Genomic DNA, 17,880 nt, shown 5'->3' with positions numbered 1-17,880 from the left:
GTAAAGTATAGATAATATCGGATAAAGGATGATTTTCAGACCGGTTCAGGATCTGTGTTTTGTACGGATCATCTGATCAGTACATTTTTTAACATTATAATGTCGATGACAGTTATTTTTCCGTCATCGTTCATATCGGCATTTTTTAATGATTCTTCACTGGCTTCAGTTCTGCCGATGATCATGTCGATGGACTTTACAAGGTCTTTTGTGTTTACAGTACCGTTGCAGTCGGTGTCGCCTTTGATGACTTCAGGGGCTTCCGGTTCAGTAATCGTGCCCGGATCGCCGTCGTAGTAAAGTGTGATCGCCTTGAATTCGCAGCTTACATCGTCGCCGCCTTCAGGGTACTTTTCTGATGAATGCCACCAGTCGACGAGGCCGGCTTCGGTGCAGTTTATTTCAGCGTCAAATTCGTTGTCCTTGTCATCTTTGAATTTGCCGTCAAATGTGATGAGGACTTTTTCCTTTCCGCCGTCGTAGTTAAATCCCTTGCTGCTCCAGAACTTCTTTCCGTCTGCTGTCTTTACACTGTCAAATGTAAGACCGCCGCCTCCGCAGAACCAGCCGGAATTTTCAGATGATGTGCAGCTCAGAGTGATTATTGCTTTTTTAAGATTTTTGGCATTGGAGCCAAGAGGAACGATGTATTCACCGTTTGAATTCTTTTTCAGTTCTTCGGTTTTGTATGTAACTGATTCAAGTGTGTCTTCGGTGTAGTTTGCTTTTGTACCGGCAATGGCACAGAGCTTTTCGCCGAGTTCCTTGTCAGCCATTCTGCATTCAAGTCTGTCGTATCTTCCGCCAGGAGTATCCCAGAGAACAGGACACATATTTCTTGAATAAGCTGCTTCGCATACTGAAGTGAGGAATTTCATTACTGATTCCGGTTCCTTGTTCTTTGTCGGACAGCCGTATTCACCGATGATTACCGGTATGCCCTTGTCAACGAATGATGATTTCATCATGTCCATTTCATTGTTAAGATCTTCGACTTCCTTTGCAGTTCCCCATGTTGACTGCGCTTTTCCCCAGTCAGCATCTTCTTCGAGAATAGCGAATGTGGAAGGTGAGTAGTAATGAACTGATACGGCCATTCTGTTTGCCGGGTCGGAAGGCATTTTAAAGAGCGGATCGCATGTTACGTCGATGCCTGTGTTGTAGCCGGAGATAAGCAGGTGACGTTCTGCGTTGTTGCCGCCTGATTTTCTGATTACGTCAACAAATTTCTGATTGATCTCATTTACAAGTGCATATGACTCAGTCTTGCCGTCATTTCCGGCCCATCTGTTCCAGAGCTTTTCCCAGCCGAGTTCTTCGTTCTGCGATTCGAACATGAGGTGATCACCGTAGTCTTTGTAGTTATCAGCGATCTGTGTCCACATTGTTTCAAAACGCTTCATGCATTCGGTCTTGTTTTCCGGAAAAGTGTTTACCCAGCCGTTGTCCCAGTGGATATTTATAATTACATACAATCCTGAACCGATGGCCCAGTCAACTACGTCAGTAACTCTGGCCATATAGTCAGGACTGATTTTGTAACTGCCGTCGTCCTTCATCAGGTTTGACCATGCTACCGGAATTCGCAGAACCCCGAATCCTGCATTTTTGTAGCCTCTGATCATTTCTTCAGTGACAACAGGGCTGCCCCAGGCCGTTTCATAGTCAGCCGGAGTTTTTCCGTTTACCCAGTCGCCGCATGCTTCAAGTGTGTTGCCAAGGTTGATACCTATCCCCATATCGCGTACCAGCTCCATTGTCGTAATGTCTCTCATTGCTTCTGCTGCATTTGCCTGCGGCACGGAAGGAATGATGATCATTACGAACATTACAAGTGAAGTGAAAAATGCTGTGAGTCTTTTTCCTGTCATTTAACTTTACACTCCTTACAATAATAATGTATGTCCGGACGGAAACCGTTTGTTTCCTGCAGTTATGATTATATAATATATGAAGATTATTCACAACCATAATTGTGTATGTAAGGTGTGAAAAATGAATATTTTACATATACGATTGAAAATACTCAGTATCCGTGATATACTAAGAGAAAGAGACAACAGGGGATAATACCATGACTTAAAGGTGTGAAATATGAACAGAAAAAAACTCTTTACTGTAGTGACGGCACGTGCATCTGCATCGGAGCAGCGCAGTCTGCTTGAAGGCATCATATCACAGGCGTTTGATATGGATACTGATGTGGCAGTTATTTCGAATATCTACAATGCATCGGAATACAATGATTTTATTACTCATGAAAACAGCATTTACGAAAGAATAGTTTCGGAAAGACCGGACGGCATGATCTTTACTGATGATGCTTTTATGAACGGTGATCTGAGAAAGAGCGTACTTGACAAAATAAGCTCTTCCGGAAGACCGTGTGTAAGTGTGGGAGCACGTGAAACAGGGTACGATACTGTAAACAGTGACAGTGCGGAAGATATAAAGCGTATAACCGATCATCTGACAGAAGTCCACGGCTTTAAGGAAATCGATTTTCTTACCGGTCCCGAAGATTCGGAAGACGCACAGAGCAGGATCACCGGTTTCCGCAGATCACTTGAAGAACACGGTATTGAATTCGACAGCAGCCGTGTGATATACGGTGATTTCTGGACTTCTTCGGGTGAGAGGACTGCTCTTGATTATATTGAAGGAAGGCGGAAAATGCCGGAAGCTCTTGTATGTGCGAATGACTATATGGCATACGCATTCTGTGATGTGATGACTGCCCACGGGGTGAAGATACCCGGAGATATTACCGTGACCGGATATGAATACACCGGAGACAGAATGGAGCATTATCCCGTGCTTTCCACCTGGAACCGCGACCGTACTTATCTTGGCAGAAAGGCGGCTGCTCTGCTTTACGAAAAGGTATGCGGAGTTAAAGTACCGCTGAATTCACAGCTGCAAAGCAGGTTCATCCCCGGAGATACCTGTACATGCGGAGCGGATCACAGGGATGTTGCGGCAGAGATAAATGAAAAGAAGAAACAGTCGTACTATGCTTCACTCAACGATACGGGAATGCTTGAGCAGTTTCTGACGGAGTCGCGTAATATACAGGATCTTATCGACGCACTGCGCAGACATTCGTATTTCATACCGGACGTTTCAGGTCTTTTTCTGTGTCTTTATGACGAATGGTGCGTTTCTGCCGGCAGATCTTCCGGGAAAAATAATTCCGGCTCAGCCGATACTGTTCTTTACAGTATTGTCGACATATACGGCCGGGTTACTGAACCTGTTCATTTTTCGCGCGATGAAATGTTTCCTGATATCATAGTCGACCCGGATAAACCGAATGCATTTTACTGCTGCCCGGTCTATTTCATGGATGAGGATTTCGGATATATGATAATCCGTTACGATAAAGTCGGATGTTTCGGTGAATCGTTCCGTAAGTGGAATGTCATTGCTGCCAATGCTCTTGAATTTCTGCGCATGAAAAATGATATAAATTATCTTATGCGCTGCCAGAACCTGAGTGAATACCGTGATTCGCGTACAGGTATGAATAACCGCGAAGGATTTATAAATGAAATGAATATTGCCGTAAGAAACGAAGATGCAGATTCGTTTTTTATTATTGCGGTTTCACTTAAGATCTCGCAGGGAGTACCCGTTTCAGATACAAATGACTTTGAGTCTGAAAATCTTGTCACAGACGGAGTGAGTGAAGTCATATCCGGAACAGCATCCTTTTTCGGCTGTACGTGCGGACGGATAAGTGACAGTCTGTTTGCCGTTTCAGGAGTAATGACCAGTGACAAAAGCTTTCCGGAGGATGTCCTTGAAAAGCTGAATACATCTCTTTACGGATTTTTCAGAAAAAACGGGATATACGGTGACGGTATCTGCTTTACAAAACTGTATTACGGAAATACGGAGGGTAACACGCTTGATTCATGTCTGAGCGAAGCCGAACAGGCTGCCGGTTTTAAAACGGAAAATAAGAGACCCGCTTCATCTGATCACATGAAACTTCAGAAATTAAGGAGTGAGATCTATCTTGCTCCGGAAAAAAACATCACAGCGGAGGATGCCTGCAGAAAATTATGCATCAGTACCGGATATTTCCGTGCGGTTTACAAAAAGAATTTCGGTGTTAGTTTCCATCAGGATATCATTTCGCTTAAAACCCGCTATGCAAAATACTGTCTGGTATCTGCCGGCATCAATATATCTGCAGTATCGGAAAAATGCGGATTTGATGATGAAAAATATTTCATGCAGCAGTTTAAAAAGATGACGGGATATACACCTAACCAGTACAGAAAAAAGTTCATGTCCTGATATAATGCAAAACCCGCTGTGCACTTGCTGCAGCGGGTTCTGTGTTTTTATGGAAATGCTGATTTATTCATAAATCAGCCTGGGACACTGGGCACAGCCCCGCAGTCTTCCCATCTGGAAATACGGCGAAGCTGTATTGACGATTTAAAGATCAAATCGAGGATAAAACCTTACCGATCTTGTCGTGTATCACGATATCCGCTCTTCCGTCAAGACCGGTCTGGGCAAGATTTATTATAGCGAGAGTTCTGCCTTTGAATTCGTAGATAAGGCTGACAGCCGGATTCACTACGAGGGAAGTGCCGCCTACGATGAGCATGTCGGCTGCGCGTATGTATTTCTTTGCCTTGTTTATAACCGATTTGTCCAGCTTTTCACCGAAGAAGATCACGTCCGGCTTGATAAGCCCACCGCAGATTTTGCAGTGAGGTACTCCGGTTGTCGCACGTATCTCAGATATGTCGTATGATTTGCGGCAGCGGATACATTGATTGCTTTTCATGCTTCCGTGGAGTTCAATGACGTTTCTGCTTCCGGCAGCCTGGTGTAAACCGTCGATATTCTGGGTGATAACGGCTTTCAGTTTACCCTGTTTTTTCAAGTTCGGCAAGCTTTAAGTGAGCAGCATTGGGTTCGGCATTCCAGCTCAGCATGTTTTTCCGGTAATAGTCATAAAAATCATCAGGATTATCCTTGAACAGTCTCATGTTCAGACTCGGAGGGGGAGCGCATCTTCCGTTTTTCTGGGTGTAGAGCCCTTTCGGACCGCGGTAGTCAGGAATCCCGCTTTCGGTCGATACACCGGCGCCTCCGAAAAATACAATGTTTTCTGAACTTAGAACTGCTTCACGAAGAGCTTCAACATTTGACTGCATAATGATTACTCCTTTTCCAGTATTTCTTTAATATCGAGTGTTCCGTTTTTCAGAAGAAAATGACCGATCCCGTCGATGCTCTTAAGGCCGAGTTCAAATCCCTTAAGAAGATCAGATACATCAAGTTCAGCTTTCATTCCGTTTGAAAGTGTTATATCTGCTTTTTTTCCGGCGTTTTCAGCGGCGCATATGCGTGCGGTCTCTGATGCGTTCAGTCCGAGATAGTCAAAGATAAAATTCTCATCCAGTTCTGACAGAACATCAGGACTGCAGATGTGTGCGGTACCGGATTTCATCTTTTTTACAAGAGATTTTATGCCGGATTTCATTTTTCTGTAGGTCATTTTTCTTAACTCAAGTATCTCGGCCTCGCGGTATGATTCGTACGGTCCGACTTCGGTAACTACGTAGGCTGAATCTTCAATGTCCCCGACAGATGTGTATTCCTCGGTAACCGTAAAGTTCGGTTCGCCGTATATTTTTCTGTACTTTTCCTCCGGAAGATACATGAACATGAAACGGCTTTCGTTTGAAACAGAAAGAGTGAATTCGCCGCCGCACAGATCCATGAGGCAGTACTCACCGAGTTCCGGCAGATAGTAGTTGTATTCCTCGTAGAAGATGTGCAGCCTGTTTCCGATAACTTTTGCCGCCATACGTTTTTCATAGTTGCGGCTGTCGTTTATCGTACTGTAGAATTTCCTTCTTTCTGCTGCTTCGGTTTTTTCGAGTTCGGCAAAGCTTTTTCTGAATATACCGGTTTCGGAAATATCGGTGTACTCCCGTGTTTCGGCATCGTGTTCATCGTCAGGATAAGTGTATACCGAATATATCTTTTCGGGAGGAGCGACCTTTTTTCTGAGACAGCTTACAAAGCAGTTTTCACCGAATGAATCATGAGGCTCGCGGAAGCTTACTGTAAGCTCGGTACGACGTCCTTCGCCTTCAAGTTCCATGCTTGTTCTCATGGTGTGGAAATTATCCACGTCGTAAAGAAGATCCATGAAAAAGTAAGGATCAGTGTAACGTGTGACGCCGCCGATGATACACTGGAAATGCTTTCTTACCGGACTGAACGGATAATTCTTCTCCCTGTCAGTGTTCCGGTGGGTTATGATATCAAGTTCCGGGAAACCGTTTGCGACCAGCGCTGCGTTTATTTCCGGAATGATCTTCATGTTGTCATCAGCCGTTTTAGGATTTTCGCTAAGATTATCGAGAATGTTCATGATGAGTTCATCACGGACGTTGTAGTCGTCGAGCGGTTCCATCCAGTCGTTGTGCTTCAGCGCGAGATCGGTATCGAATGTATCGAGTCTGAGTGCGGCGCATACAGCTATAATGCAGTCGCGTTTCTTTGTGGCCTTTTCACGGTTTATCATTTTGCGGAACAGTTCATGGCTAATTCCGACCATGTCGGCGATATCTTTTTTGGTGATCTTTTTACCCAGCCTATTCGATAATTCCTTAAGCTTAAGACTGAAGAAGCATGAAAGCGAATTCTTTGTGACCGGCGTGTTTTCGTCGATAAACTTTTCACGGTTAAGTATGATAGTACCGGTGTTTCTGTTCAATATATTCACTCCTTTCGGATCGCAGTTCGTATGCTGATATTATGATATCATAGGGAAAATTAAAAGTCAATAAAAACTGGGACATATATATCCCGAAAATGTACCCGAAAAACATTTTTCGAATATAGACTTATAAACTGAAAAATAGTATAATATTATTAAATAGTCATTTCGAATTGATGTGAGGAAAAGGAAATGTTAAAAATATTTTTCGGCGAAATGGAAAATGCCGTGTATAATACTTCTCTTTACTTTAAAAATCGCTTTAATCCTCGCTGGATGGAAGATGATCGTACAGTGAAGATGATAAAAGATGTTGATAAGTCTGAAGTTCTTGGAAACGGTGCGGTTTCAAGTCCGGTAATGGGGATAATAGCGCCTGTTTCCCTTTCAGGAGGAGTAAAGACACTTATTCTTATTGATCAGATAAATGATAAAGTTTTTAATGCATCAAACTGCGGTGATAACTGTGCCCGATGGCTTCTGGAAATGGGCAGGGAAAAAAGATGTTGTCATTAATCTCAGACATCTGATGGATTTTGGCGACGGACAGTTTGATGTTGAAATAATGAATACAGGTGAAACGGTTCATAATATGTACGATCTGGCCGTTAAAGCAGGAAGGTTTGTCTGATGAAAGGAAAATATCATGTTAAGCTCCAGAACGGATCTTTGCGTTATGAATTTGAAATAAAAAGGAATATTACAGTACTTAAGGGCGACAGCGCAACAGGAAAAACCACTCTTGTTGAAATGATACGGGAATACAACGAGCAGGGCGAAGACAGCGGTGTTGAACTGTACTGTGATGTAAGCTGCCGTGTACTGTCGGGTAATCTGTGGAAAGAACAGCTTGCCGGCTGTGATAATGCACTTGTGTTCATAGATGAAGGAAATAAATTCGTTAAAAGCAAAGAATTTGCTGAGGCTGTAAAGTTCAGTAATAATTATTATATCATTGTTACCAGAGAAAATCTTGAAACACTGCCGTTCAGTGCTGATGAGATATACGGAATACGAAGCACCGGAAAATACGGCGGCCTGACACCGGTTTATCATCAGTTTTATCGGATTTATGAAAAATAAATAATCGAATGTATTGAACAGATAAATTTCAGTTCATAGATAGAAGAGCCGGCGTAAAGGTTTTATACTGTTAACGCCGGTTCTTAAGGTTTATGGCTGGATATTCTCTTTTTTTCGGTAAGAAAGCCTTTTGTTGCAGGACGAATAAAAAGGTACCAGGCATTCTTTGAATGCCTGGTACTATTATAATTTGGTGCTAATCAATCTAAGCAAGAGTCTTAATGTAAGAAATGCATAAATACCGATCAGGCTTTTGTGTATTCTTCCAAACTGATATATCGCACCTTGACATATGTATCGAGGTGAGATACAAAGAGATTAGATGCATCAAAGTACAAAAGAAAGGTGGACGTATCTATGACAGACAAAAAGATAAGATAGATAAATAAATATAACAAAGCAAATATGTATTTGGAAACTGCAAAACGAGTGATAATTCTGCATCTACAGAGATTTCTGCAGATGCAGAAATCTTTAAAATCGTAAACAAGCATTCACTTATGTGCAGCTTGACAAAATCGGGATTTTGTGGTATTGTATAGTTGATAGAAAAGTATTTTGATTTAAGAACTTCTAAACGAAAAAGGTGGTGTTTTATAGTTTGTCAGAAGAACACAGAATAGATTATCATGCCGGTTTAGTTGCCGCACTAAAAACAAAATATGACGATCAATTTGTTTTTATGGAAACCATTAAAGAATTAATTTTAGGAGAACAGCCACCAAGACTGGATGCAGTTGTATTAAAGAAAGAAACGAATCATCATTTAAATGATGAAATTGGTTGCTTCTTTCATGAACACAATGTGTTTGAGTTTAAAGGATATGGTGATGGAATTAATATCAATGACATTTATAAAATTGAAGGATACGCTCTTTTTTATATGACCATTGACAGAAAAGTAAATGAGATTCCATTTGGAGCAGTAACTATAACTGTTTTACAGTATAGATTTCCAAGAGATGTTTTGAAAGCACTTGAAGCTAACGGATGTACTGTAAATCAAAGAAGCGAAGGAATTTATGAAGTTTCAGGCGGTCCTGTTATTTTCCCTTTTCAGATAGTTGATGCAGTAGTTTTGGGAGAAGATTGGGATATCCTGAAGGTACTGGTTCCAGGAGCTACTGAAAAACAGATTGAAAAAATTCAGACAGAGTATGCTCATGCAGACAGCAATGTACTCAAACAGCATTTAGCAGATGTGCTCAGAACTGCTTTTGAAAGCAACAGAACAGTATTTAAAAAAATGAAGGAGGAAGGTAAAATGAGCGAAGCAGTAGAATTTGTTTTTAAGGAAGAGATTCAGGAAATAGCTGACAAGAAAGAAGAAAAAACGATTGAAAATATGCTTAAAGATAATGTTAAAGTATCTGCTATAGCAAAATGGACCGGTGCTTCTTCTGACAAAATAATTGCGATTGCCAAAAAAATAGGATTAAATTCGATAGCTTTATAATTTTTATTACTGTATTTATACGAAACAGATCACTGCAACGGCGTGCTTATATAATGTTAAAATAACCAACGGGACAAATGATGATTTATCTGTCCCGTTGATTTTTTCTCTTGCTGCTGCCTGCAGCAGCTTACAATAGTACCGGGCATTCGAAGAATGCCTGGTACCTTTGTCTTGCTGGATTTTTAAGGGGAATTAGCTTATTAAAGATAATCCAGAGAAATATATTGATTTCTGTCAATATAGTATTGAGTGCGGCAGATGTGTCAGGAAAACGAGGAAGTTAAAATGGATAGCCAAAGAATTATATCAGTATCTAAAAACATAAACTCAATGGAAAAATATTATTATGGAGAAGAAACAAAGGAAGACATGATTGAATGGAAGCTTTCTGAAAGCGAGTTCAAATCCTTGTTTGAGAGTGGCGTATTTGATCTGCTCAATAATTACTGTGAATTGCTAATTGATGACTTTGAATCTGAAACAATAGGATCAGATAAATTAAATTTAGCAGAAACAACAGTGATTAATCTGAAAAGCAAAACTAACAATAAAGAGATAGAGAAACTACACTCTCTGATACAAGAGGCAATTAAAAGAGGTACACAGATTTCTTTCGATTTTTAGTAATAAACGATTATCAGCTTCTTCTGTATAGCAGGATAGTGAGTTTTCTTATGAGAGTGTGTCAAGTCAGAGGTTTTGAAACTGGAACAAGAATATTAACAGCCGGCGTTAATGGTTTTATACTGTTAACGCCGGTTCTTTTTGCCTTGTGAGCAATATTTTAGAAAACCGGAAATGTTTTAAACGAAAAATTTAAAATCCCCCCTTGACAAACAGATATAACTGTTCTATACTGTATATATAACATATAAACAGTTCGAAGCTGAAAGGGGGATGACATATTGAAGATATATCAGAATTCAAACGAGCCTATCTACAAGCAGATAGCCGCACAGCTGAAGGAACAGATACTTACCGGCAAGCTGAAGTCCGGCGATCCGCTGCCATCAATCAGGGGACTTGCACAGGATCTTAAGATCAGTGTGATAACCACGATGAAGGCATATGAGGAACTGTCGGTGGAAGGGCTGGTCACTGCTTCGAAGGGGAAGGGATATTATGTGAACGCACAGGATGAGAACATGCTGAAGGAACAGCATATGCGGCAGGTCGAGGAAAACCTTATGGATGCGATACACTCGGCAAAAATAGCAGGCATGGGACTTCCCGAGGTCTTGGATATTCTGGGGACGTTATGGAACATGGATGATTAAAAAAGGAGAATGACTATGGTGCGCCGGTTCGGCAGTGTTGACTTAGATAGGTGAAACTCCTATCCCGATAAACCCTAGCAAGGAGTCGGTATCCAGCCTTGGGTGGTTCATCGTGAGGTGGATTGCTAAGCGTAGGCAGGAAAGATTCAGAGCCCTATAGCGAAAGCTGAGTCGATTTAGCGTCGTTAGTCTCGATAAAGCGGTGGGTGATGCTCTCATAGTGGCAGCAACCAGTACAAAACATTCGATAAGCGAGAATGTGGAGGCACCGTCGGCGTTTTAAAGATGGGCGAGGAATCAAGGTGTTAATAACTGTACCCGGGAGATCTTACAGTTTCCTGATAACAAGGTATTGCAAACAAGTGCCAGCAACATGAGGATGCAAAAAGAGCTGTAAGAAGTCCGATGAGGTCGTAGTAGCTGAAAAGTATGCAAAACATATGGAGCAAAGGGCTGAAACTCGGACACGTTTCTTGAAGGGAAACATGCAAATACACTGGAGGTAAAACAAAGCATGGTAACGAAACAACAAGATATAAGAACATTGTCAGTTAAACATTCCAGACTTGAAACGTTAATCAATCATGTGAACTATGAAACGCTGAAAGCGGAACATAGGAAGCAGAAAGCGAAGAAGGCAGTCGGAGTAGACAGGGTTACCAAGGAACAGTATGAGGTGAATCTTGATGAAAATATAAGAAATCTGCTTGACAGAATGAAGAAGTTTTCATACAGACCACAGCCTGTCAGGAGAGTGGAAATTCCGAAATCCAATGGGAAAACACGACCACTTGGGATACCAAGCTACGAAGACAAACTTGTACAGGGAGTAATGGCGGATATACTGAATGAAGTATACGAACCAAGATTTCTTGACATCTCTTACGGATTCAGACCAAACAGAAATATGCATGATGCGATAAAGAAAGTCAATGACCTGATAATGTTCAACAAAGTAAATTACATACTTGACTGTGACATAAAAGGCTTCTTTGACAATGTAAATCATGACTGGTTAATGAAGTTCCTTGAACATGATATTGCAGATAAAAATTTTCTGCGGTACATTGTAAGATTTCTTAAATCAGGCATCATGAAAGGAAACATATTTGAAGAATCAAGTGTCGGCACTCCACAGGGCAGCCTGATTTCACCAGTTTTGGCAAATGTGTACCTACACTATGTACTTGATATATGGTTTGAAGAAGGGGTCAGGAAAAGGCTCAAAGGAGAGGCATATATAGTAAGATTTGCAGATGACTTCGTATGCATGTTTGAATATGAAGAGGAAGCAAGAATAGTATATGAACTCCTAAAAGACAGGCTCGCCAAATTCGGACTTGAATTAGCGGAAGACAAGTCAAGAATTCTTCCGTTCGGAAGAAACAGTAATACGACTGATACATTTGACTTTCTTGGATTCACCCATGTAAATGGTAAAACGCGAAACGGCAAATATACAGTTGGACACAAAATCAGTAAGAAAAAGAAGAAAGTTTTCAAAGCAAAGCTTAAGAAATGGATAAAGGAAAACCGAAATACAAATATTATGGTATTCACGGACGTCCTTAATAGTAAACTCAGAGGTACAAATAATTACTACTGCATAAGCGGAGCGTACAAAGAGGTAAAAGCACTATACTGTCACGCAATGTGGGTAACGTATAAGTGGTTAAACCGAAGGAGTCAACGGAAAAGCTTTAAATTAGAAAAATTCATCGAATACTGGAATACAAATATTACGAGACCAAGAGTACATGTGAACATATGGGCAGCTGGAAAAGTAATATACATTTAAATGACAAAGTTCGAAGTGGACGAGGGGAGCTGTATGCGGGGTGTGCCCAGACAAGTTGGGTGAGAGATGATGGGATTAGTACCATCGGTATCGTCTTACAGGAGAAGGTACCAAGTCATCTGTGAGGTGCTGTGTCCAAAAGGCATGGTACTGAGCGTCACAGAAAAGTCGTAATAAATACGGCGAGACATTTGCCAGAGAGCTGAACAACTGAACCGTCTTTATTAAGCATCGTTAGGCTGCTTTATCGCTAAAAGGAATCTTTCCTGCATGGGTTCTGATAACCGTAGCGGAAACCTGTTTATTGGCTACGGAGTGGTCGGTGTATAGACGGCAGGAATCTGGCATGGGCTCTCATCGCAAAACTGGGGAACCTGTTTATGTATGTTAATCGAAAAGCACAAGTACCGAAAGGTTGCGAGGCTGAAAGTAGAGATGATATAAACAGGGGCAGAAGAAGCCGTAGTAGCGAAGAAGCTTGTGAAAACAATTGGAGCAAAGGGTGGAAGGCTTCTGATTACTGAAATGATATTTGCCGTTGTGTACTGGAGACACAATAACGACTGGAGCGAAATTCGGCAAAGAAACACATGAGTAAGTTTTCAGAAGTGGGGAGCCGTATGAAGCGAGAGTTTCACGTACGGTTCTGAAGGGGGCTGAGGGTGAAATTCCCTCGGTCTACCGGCTAAAACCGCACGTACAGTTCTTAGAGGAGTCTATTTCGATTGTTACTAAAAGAAAGGAATAGATTTACTTATGAAAAACGCAGTAGAGATAAAGGGAATAACAAGACATTACAAAAACTTCACGCTGGGTGAGGTGAATGCAAGCATTCCGTGCGGATTTGCAACAGCGCTTATCGGCGCAAACGGTGCCGGAAAGACTACACTTATCGATATTCTCTGCGGAGTGAATTTCAAAGACAGCGGCGAGGCAGTTTACTTTGAAAATATGACAGATATTGATGACGAAAAGCTCAGAAACAGGATAGGTTACTGTTCTTCAACAGACTTTTTACCGGTTTACTGGAGCCTGAGAAATGTCGCTGCCTCAATGGAAACTGCATTCGATAATTTTGACAGGAAGAAATTCAAAGACCTTTGCAAAAGATTTAATCTCGATGATCCTGATGCGAAGAAACAGCAGAAGATCGTTAAGCTTTCAGACGGTAACAAGATGAGAACCTATCTGGCCGGAGTACTTGCAAGGGATACTGATCTTCTTGTACTCGACGAACCTGCATCTTCACTGGATCCGCTTGCACGCGATCTTCTCTGTGAACTGTTCAGGGAATATCTCAGTGAACGCGACGGCGAGCGTTCGATAATTTTCTCGACACACAACATTGCAGATATGGAATTCGCCACAGACTATGCGGTGTTCATGTCCAAAGGAAAAGTAGTTGAGGAAGGATTCGTTGAAGACCTTAAGCAGAAGTACGTTCTTGTACACGGCGATGCGGAGAATGCAGAAAAGGCCAAACATCTTATGATCTCATTCTCAGGAAACAAAACAATTTTCGAAGGTATTGCTTTCGCAGAAGACGCAGATGCACTTCGTGAACTTGACGCAGCGATCGAAATTCCGACTTTACAGCAGTTAAGCGTTGGAATACTGAGAAAGGCGGAAGCGTATGACAAAGAATAATTCAAAAATAAGCATTTCTGATGCTATGAAGATATACAATGGCACTGATCCTGTAAAACAGACACTTATTATGTGGAGCATATTAACTTCTGTTTTTCTGATGGTTTATACATTTATTAGAATAACTGCTGCTGCATCCGGAGAAATGATTGGTCCGGATGACGGTGAGGTTATCAGTGGCATAAGCAGAACGACTTTTACTATGTTTATGGGGTTTACAAGTATACTGGGGAGCTTTATGGTTCTGTTTCAGGAATTTTATAAAGAATCTGCCGGCGGTAAATACTTCCGTTCGGTATGCGGTGGATTTGACACTTACAGCAGGATGAAGAGTGGTCAGATGTTTCATTGTATATTCGGTAATGCATTGTTTTCAGTTTTAGTATTTCTGATAAATGCAGTCTTTCATCTGGTCAGCAGCTGCTTTGGAGTATGCGTTACTGTTTTTCTTGTATCACTTTCAGGGGTGGCCGTCGGCAGGCTGATCTGTATGATAAAAAACCAGATAGCGAAAAGTATGCTTTTCTGTGGTTTTATGGGAGTGTATGCATTGATATGTACCTGTATTGTCGGTATAACAGACGGAAAACTTACGTCAGTGCATATAGTTCTACTGATACTCGCTGTAATAATGATACCTTTCGCACATTTTACTGATTTAAAAAACTACAGAAAAAAACACTGGTATAACTAAGGGAGGGGCAGAATGAAAAATACTCTCAAAGCGCTGAAATATACTTTTATGCAGATCAATAAACCGTTTACTTGTTTAGTAGTGTTTGGATATATGGCTTTATTTCTTGTACCTGTTTTTATGATTCTGCATTCAGTATCGTACAGAAAGTTTGACGTACTGTCGATTAAAATTCCTATGATGAATGCGTTCACCGCAATAATAATTCCAATGGCATTTATAATAAAGATTCATTTAAGCAGCTGCAAATACAATTACTCTTTGAGTTTTGCAAAGGAACTTCATACAGTGGTCCCTGCGATATTATCTTATACAGTCAGTATCGCAGTATTCATATTGTTTGTTTCTTTAGCAGGCCAAAACTTTGGAAGGGAATCACTTGCAGCGATATTGCTTATCGGTTCCGCAGGATTTTCAATGATCGGAGCTGCAGCATCGTTTAGTGCTTCAAGAGTCAGAGATTTTCTGATACCTGTTATTCTGGCTGTTGTTTTCAGCGGATTACTGACAGATAGTTTAGTTGATCTGCTCGCTGCTGTTTTTCCGGTTGCTTACGCTGCAGTGATCTCCGTACTTGTATTTGCTGTATCCATCGCTGTAACAGTATTCAGACTGAACAGGATCTGGATGAATAAATCACGTTTCATAAAGGCGGCACCAAGGGGAGGTTACATCTTAAACAGGTAATTTCGAAGCATGAAGATGCATTAAAGAAGAGAATAAATGAAAAAGAACAAAAGAAAGAAAAATATAATTCCCCGAATCTGAAGTGATCCGGGGAATTATCGTTTCTATTGACATCTGCCCATATTTATGATATAAAGGAAGAATGAAAACAGAATCAGGAGTTGTTATTTAAGATGATAAAAGACATAGTACACGATCCGGTATTTCTTGCGGCAAAATCTGAACCGGCGACAGCGGACGATCTTCAGACTGCAGTGGATCTTGTTGATACGATCACGGCAAACAGGGAAGCATGCATAGGAATGGCGGCGAATATGATCGGCGTTTTAAAGCGTATAATCGTTTTTGATGACGGTGGAAAATATACTGTAATGTTCAATCCGGAAATAATCAGGGGAGAAAAGCCGTACAAAACCGAGGAAGGATGTCTTTCACTTCTCGGCGGTCCGCGGCCGGTGGAGCGTTACAAAACTATAAAGGTACGCTGGCAGAATGAGAAATTCGAGCCTCGTGTGAAGAATTTTTCAGGACTTGCCGCACAGATAATCCAGCATGAAATTGATCACTGTAACGGTGTGCTGATATGAAAATAAAAAGGCGTTTTAATTCAGGTGTTTCGTTTTTATTGGCGTTAATTCTCTTTGTTTCAGGTATCTTTTCAGTGCCGGACAGGGTTTCGGCGGATGCCGTTTCTGATATGGATGAATTTGTGAGAAATTATGAGAATTTCTGCGAAGTGCACATTCGTACACTGGACGGGGAGGAGCTGTATTCATATAATGCAGACAAACCTCTGTTCAGTGCAAGTCTGATAAAACTTCCGTATGCAGTGTTTGTCTGTCAGGAACTGTCGGCCGGAAAGAGATCGCTTGACGATACTTTTGTCTACACTTCGGACTGGTGGCACAAGGGGACAGGTATTATCAGGCACGGCGAGGATGGTACGGAATACACCATTCGCGATCTTCTCGACTACATGCTCAGATATTCAGATAATGTTGCGTATGATGTTCTTGTTTACTATTTCGGAACAGAAGGATTCAACAGCATGATGGAAGATTGGGGATACGATGTCAGACTCGGAACTCCTTCACCGAGATGGCCGGATATTACTGCTCTTTATATGTATGATTCCATGAAAGAAATGGCGCTTCACGCAAAGGACGGTGAGGCATGGAAAACCGCCTGGGATGCCCTGTGCGGTTCGACAGATATTGTTTCCAGATCAGTTCTTTCAGATGGTAAAAATGATGTCGCAGCCAAATACGGACAGTTTCAGTATGTGTATCATGAATGTTCTTACGTTTCCGGTGATGTTCCGTATATTTTTACAGTCTTTACGAAGGCATCTCACGGAACCTATACAGATGAAGACTTTATCGATGCGGATTTTGTAAGCAAAGCTGCAGGATTAGCAGAAAACATTGTGAAGGAATATAAGGCGACACTTCCGGTATATGGTGATATAAACGCAGACGGAAATGTGAGTTCCGAAGATCTTGTTCTGCTTGGTAAATATCTTTTAATGCGCAAAAGCATAAGCTTTCCGGAACCGGAAACTGCTGATGTCAACCGCGACGGCTGTATAAACATTCTTGATCATCTGCATATTATGAAAATGCTTATATTTAAAAACTGATGTGTTCATAAATCAGTGCGGTGCACAGGGCGGGCCCCGTAATCTTCTTCCCGGAAATACGGCGAAGCCGTATTTCTGATTTAATCAGTGTATTCTTAATATAACTCAAAAAACAGGTACATCTTCTCATTACGGGTCGATGTACCTGTTTTTGATTATTCTTCTGTTAAGCTGCTGTTTTCTGATTCTTTCATTGCGTTTTCAAACAGATTATCCTCGGCATTTGAGATATGTTCTGCAGTCAGTTTTTCTGCCAGACCGCCGTTATGATCTTTTATGGCGTCAAGTATTGCGCGGTGTTCCGCAACTGTTTTTTCAGCCCTGCCTTCCGTCTGCACGGAAATGTCGCGGGCTTTTTTTATGTAGTTGTGGAAGTTTGAGAGCGTGAATCGCAGCGGACGGCTGCGTGATGCATCGTAGATTATCTTGTGAAAGTCACCGTCGAGCTTCCATATCTGTTCAGTGTCATTCTTAAGAAGATAAAACTCCTGAAGATCAACTATCTGTTCAAGGGCGCGCAGCTCATCATCTGTGATATTTTCAGCGCAGAGGCGGGCGGCAAGTCCCTCAATACGAATGCGTATCTCATAGATGTCGTGAATGTCCTGTTCTGTCACGCCGATAACAACAGCACCCTTGTTCGGAACATTTCTTACAAGTCCTTCAAGTTCAAGCTGCATAAGCGCTTCACGTACCGGAGTTCTGCTGACTCCGAGTTCCTTTGAAAGTTTCAGTTCGTTGAGACTGTCGCCGTCTTTGTACTCGCCGTCAAGGATGGCGTTTTCTATTGCGTTGAAAACCCTTATACGCAGTGAACGGTCATCTGTTTCCAGCAGCAT

At 41.6% G+C, this 17,880-nt stretch carries 16 protein-coding genes and 1 pseudogene; 13 read left to right on the top strand and 4 right to left on the bottom strand.

The features are described from left to right. Nucleotides 1–68: 68 nt before the first annotated feature. A complete protein-coding gene (locus CC97_RS19450; protein WP_081849955.1) occupies nt 69–1,871 on the bottom strand; it encodes a cellulase family glycosylhydrolase in 1,803 nt (600 codons plus the stop codon). A gap of 223 nt (nt 1,872–2,094) precedes the next feature. Between CC97_RS19450 and CC97_RS03065 the strand changes: the two genes are divergently transcribed. After that, a complete protein-coding gene (locus CC97_RS03065) occupies nt 2,095–4,305 on the top strand; it encodes a substrate-binding domain-containing protein (RefSeq protein WP_044973666.1) in 2,211 nt (736 codons plus the stop codon). A gap of 151 nt (nt 4,306–4,456) precedes the next feature. Here the strand turns inward: CC97_RS03065 and CC97_RS03060 are convergent. Together CC97_RS03060 and CC97_RS03055 are read right to left on the bottom strand one after the other, a co-directional pair. Continuing rightward, nucleotides 4,457–5,180 (bottom strand): annotated as a pseudogene (locus CC97_RS03060) (NAD-dependent protein deacylase). 5 nt (nt 5,181–5,185) lie between these two features. Then, a complete protein-coding gene (locus tag CC97_RS03055; protein ID WP_044973665.1) occupies nt 5,186–6,754 on the bottom strand; it encodes a hypothetical protein in 1,569 nt (522 codons plus the stop codon). A 195-nt stretch (nt 6,755–6,949) separates the two neighbouring features. On the opposite strand from CC97_RS03055, the gene CC97_RS03050 reads away from it, so the two are divergent. The 12 genes from CC97_RS03050 to CC97_RS03000 all read left to right on the top strand — a co-directional run bounded on the left by CC97_RS03050 (nt 6,950) and on the right by CC97_RS03000 (nt 17,041). Then, on the top strand, nt 6,950–7,273 hold the full coding sequence (locus CC97_RS03050) for a DUF4869 domain-containing protein (protein ID WP_347493449.1): 324 nt from the start codon (nt 6,950–6,952) through the stop codon (nt 7,271–7,273). After that, nucleotides 7,185–7,388, top strand: a complete 204-nt coding sequence (locus CC97_RS21500) for a DUF4869 domain-containing protein (RefSeq protein ID WP_347493448.1) — start codon at nt 7,185–7,187, stop codon at nt 7,386–7,388. Before CC97_RS03050 ends, CC97_RS21500 begins: the two co-directional genes overlap by 89 nt. Beyond that, nucleotides 7,388–7,840 (top strand): hypothetical protein, encoded by a 453-nt coding sequence (locus CC97_RS03045; RefSeq protein WP_044973664.1) that lies wholly within the window; start codon nt 7,388–7,390, stop codon nt 7,838–7,840. The genes CC97_RS21500 and CC97_RS03045 overlap by 1 nt, the downstream gene beginning before the upstream one ends. Nucleotides 7,841–8,441: 601 nt before the next feature. Beyond that, entirely contained in the window at nt 8,442–9,296 is an 855-nt protein-coding gene (locus CC97_RS03040) for a hypothetical protein (protein ID WP_044973663.1), read from the top strand. Nucleotides 9,297–9,584: 288 nt separating this feature from the next. Then, nucleotides 9,585–9,923 (top strand): hypothetical protein, encoded by a 339-nt coding sequence (locus CC97_RS03035; protein ID WP_044973662.1) that lies wholly within the window; start codon nt 9,585–9,587, stop codon nt 9,921–9,923. Between the two features lie 281 nt (nt 9,924–10,204). Next, the gene (locus CC97_RS03030; RefSeq protein WP_044973661.1) at nt 10,205–10,576 is read left to right on the top strand and encodes a GntR family transcriptional regulator; all 372 of its coding nucleotides are present in this window, start codon (nt 10,205–10,207) and stop codon (nt 10,574–10,576) included. Between the two features lie 544 nt (nt 10,577–11,120). Further along, nucleotides 11,121–12,374, top strand: a complete 1,254-nt coding sequence (gene ltrA / locus CC97_RS03025; RefSeq protein WP_197021808.1) for a group II intron reverse transcriptase/maturase — start codon at nt 11,121–11,123, stop codon at nt 12,372–12,374. 756 nt (nt 12,375–13,130) lie between these two features. Further along, on the top strand, nt 13,131–14,021 hold the full coding sequence (locus tag CC97_RS03020) for an ABC transporter ATP-binding protein (RefSeq protein ID WP_044973659.1): 891 nt from the start codon (nt 13,131–13,133) through the stop codon (nt 14,019–14,021). After that, nucleotides 14,008–14,715, top strand: coding sequence for a hypothetical protein (locus CC97_RS03015; RefSeq protein ID WP_044973658.1), 708 nt, complete (start codon nt 14,008–14,010; stop codon nt 14,713–14,715). The genes CC97_RS03020 and CC97_RS03015 overlap by 14 nt, the downstream gene beginning before the upstream one ends. 12 nt (nt 14,716–14,727) lie before the next feature. Further along, nucleotides 14,728–15,402 (top strand): hypothetical protein, encoded by a 675-nt coding sequence (locus CC97_RS03010; RefSeq protein WP_044973657.1) that lies wholly within the window; start codon nt 14,728–14,730, stop codon nt 15,400–15,402. Nucleotides 15,403–15,575: 173 nt separating this feature from the next. Next, nucleotides 15,576–15,989 carry a peptide deformylase gene (locus CC97_RS03005; protein ID WP_044973656.1) on the top strand — a complete coding sequence of 138 codons (414 nt, stop codon included), beginning with the start codon at nt 15,576–15,578 and terminating at the stop codon, nt 15,987–15,989. Between the two features lie 110 nt (nt 15,990–16,099). Next, the gene (locus tag CC97_RS03000; RefSeq protein ID WP_197021807.1) at nt 16,100–17,041 is read left to right on the top strand and encodes a serine hydrolase; all 942 of its coding nucleotides are present in this window, start codon (nt 16,100–16,102) and stop codon (nt 17,039–17,041) included. A gap of 155 nt (nt 17,042–17,196) precedes the next feature. On the opposite strand, the gene CC97_RS02995 is transcribed toward CC97_RS03000, so the two are convergent. Further along, nucleotides 17,197–17,880: a GntR family transcriptional regulator gene (locus CC97_RS02995; RefSeq protein ID WP_044973654.1), complete on the bottom strand. Its 684-nt coding sequence runs from the start codon at nt 17,878–17,880 to the stop codon at nt 17,197–17,199.

The organism is Ruminococcus sp. HUN007, assembly GCF_000712055.1.
GTDB lineage: Bacteria > Bacillota > Clostridia > Oscillospirales > Ruminococcaceae > HUN007.
This window is presented reverse-complemented; position numbering and strand designations above follow the sequence as displayed.

Excerpts from the sequence above, each read along its gene's own strand:
- CC97_RS03050 (WP_347493449.1), top strand. The coding sequence starts at position 6,950 with ATGTTAAAAATATTTTTCGGCGAAATGGAAAATGCCGTGTATAATACT.
- CC97_RS03005 (WP_044973656.1), top strand. The coding sequence starts at position 15,576 with ATGATAAAAGACATAGTACACGATCCGGTATTTCTTGCGGCAAAATCT.
- CC97_RS02995 (WP_044973654.1), bottom strand. The coding sequence starts at position 17,880 with ATGCTGCTGGAAACAGATGACCGTTCACTGCGTATAAGGGTTTTCAAC.
- CC97_RS03000 (WP_197021807.1), top strand. The coding sequence starts at position 16,100 with ATGGATGAATTTGTGAGAAATTATGAGAATTTCTGCGAAGTGCACATT.
- CC97_RS03045 (WP_044973664.1), top strand. The coding sequence starts at position 7,388 with ATGAAAGGAAAATATCATGTTAAGCTCCAGAACGGATCTTTGCGTTAT.
- CC97_RS21500 (WP_347493448.1), top strand. The coding sequence starts at position 7,185 with ATGATAAAGTTTTTAATGCATCAAACTGCGGTGATAACTGTGCCCGAT.
- CC97_RS03020 (WP_044973659.1), top strand. The coding sequence starts at position 13,131 with ATGAAAAACGCAGTAGAGATAAAGGGAATAACAAGACATTACAAAAAC.
- CC97_RS03035 (WP_044973662.1), top strand. The coding sequence starts at position 9,585 with ATGGATAGCCAAAGAATTATATCAGTATCTAAAAACATAAACTCAATG.
- CC97_RS03065 (WP_044973666.1), top strand. The coding sequence starts at position 2,095 with ATGAACAGAAAAAAACTCTTTACTGTAGTGACGGCACGTGCATCTGCA.
- CC97_RS19450 (WP_081849955.1), bottom strand. The coding sequence starts at position 1,871 with ATGACAGGAAAAAGACTCACAGCATTTTTCACTTCACTTGTAATGTTC.
- CC97_RS03010 (WP_044973657.1), top strand. The coding sequence starts at position 14,728 with ATGAAAAATACTCTCAAAGCGCTGAAATATACTTTTATGCAGATCAAT.
- CC97_RS03015 (WP_044973658.1), top strand. The coding sequence starts at position 14,008 with ATGACAAAGAATAATTCAAAAATAAGCATTTCTGATGCTATGAAGATA.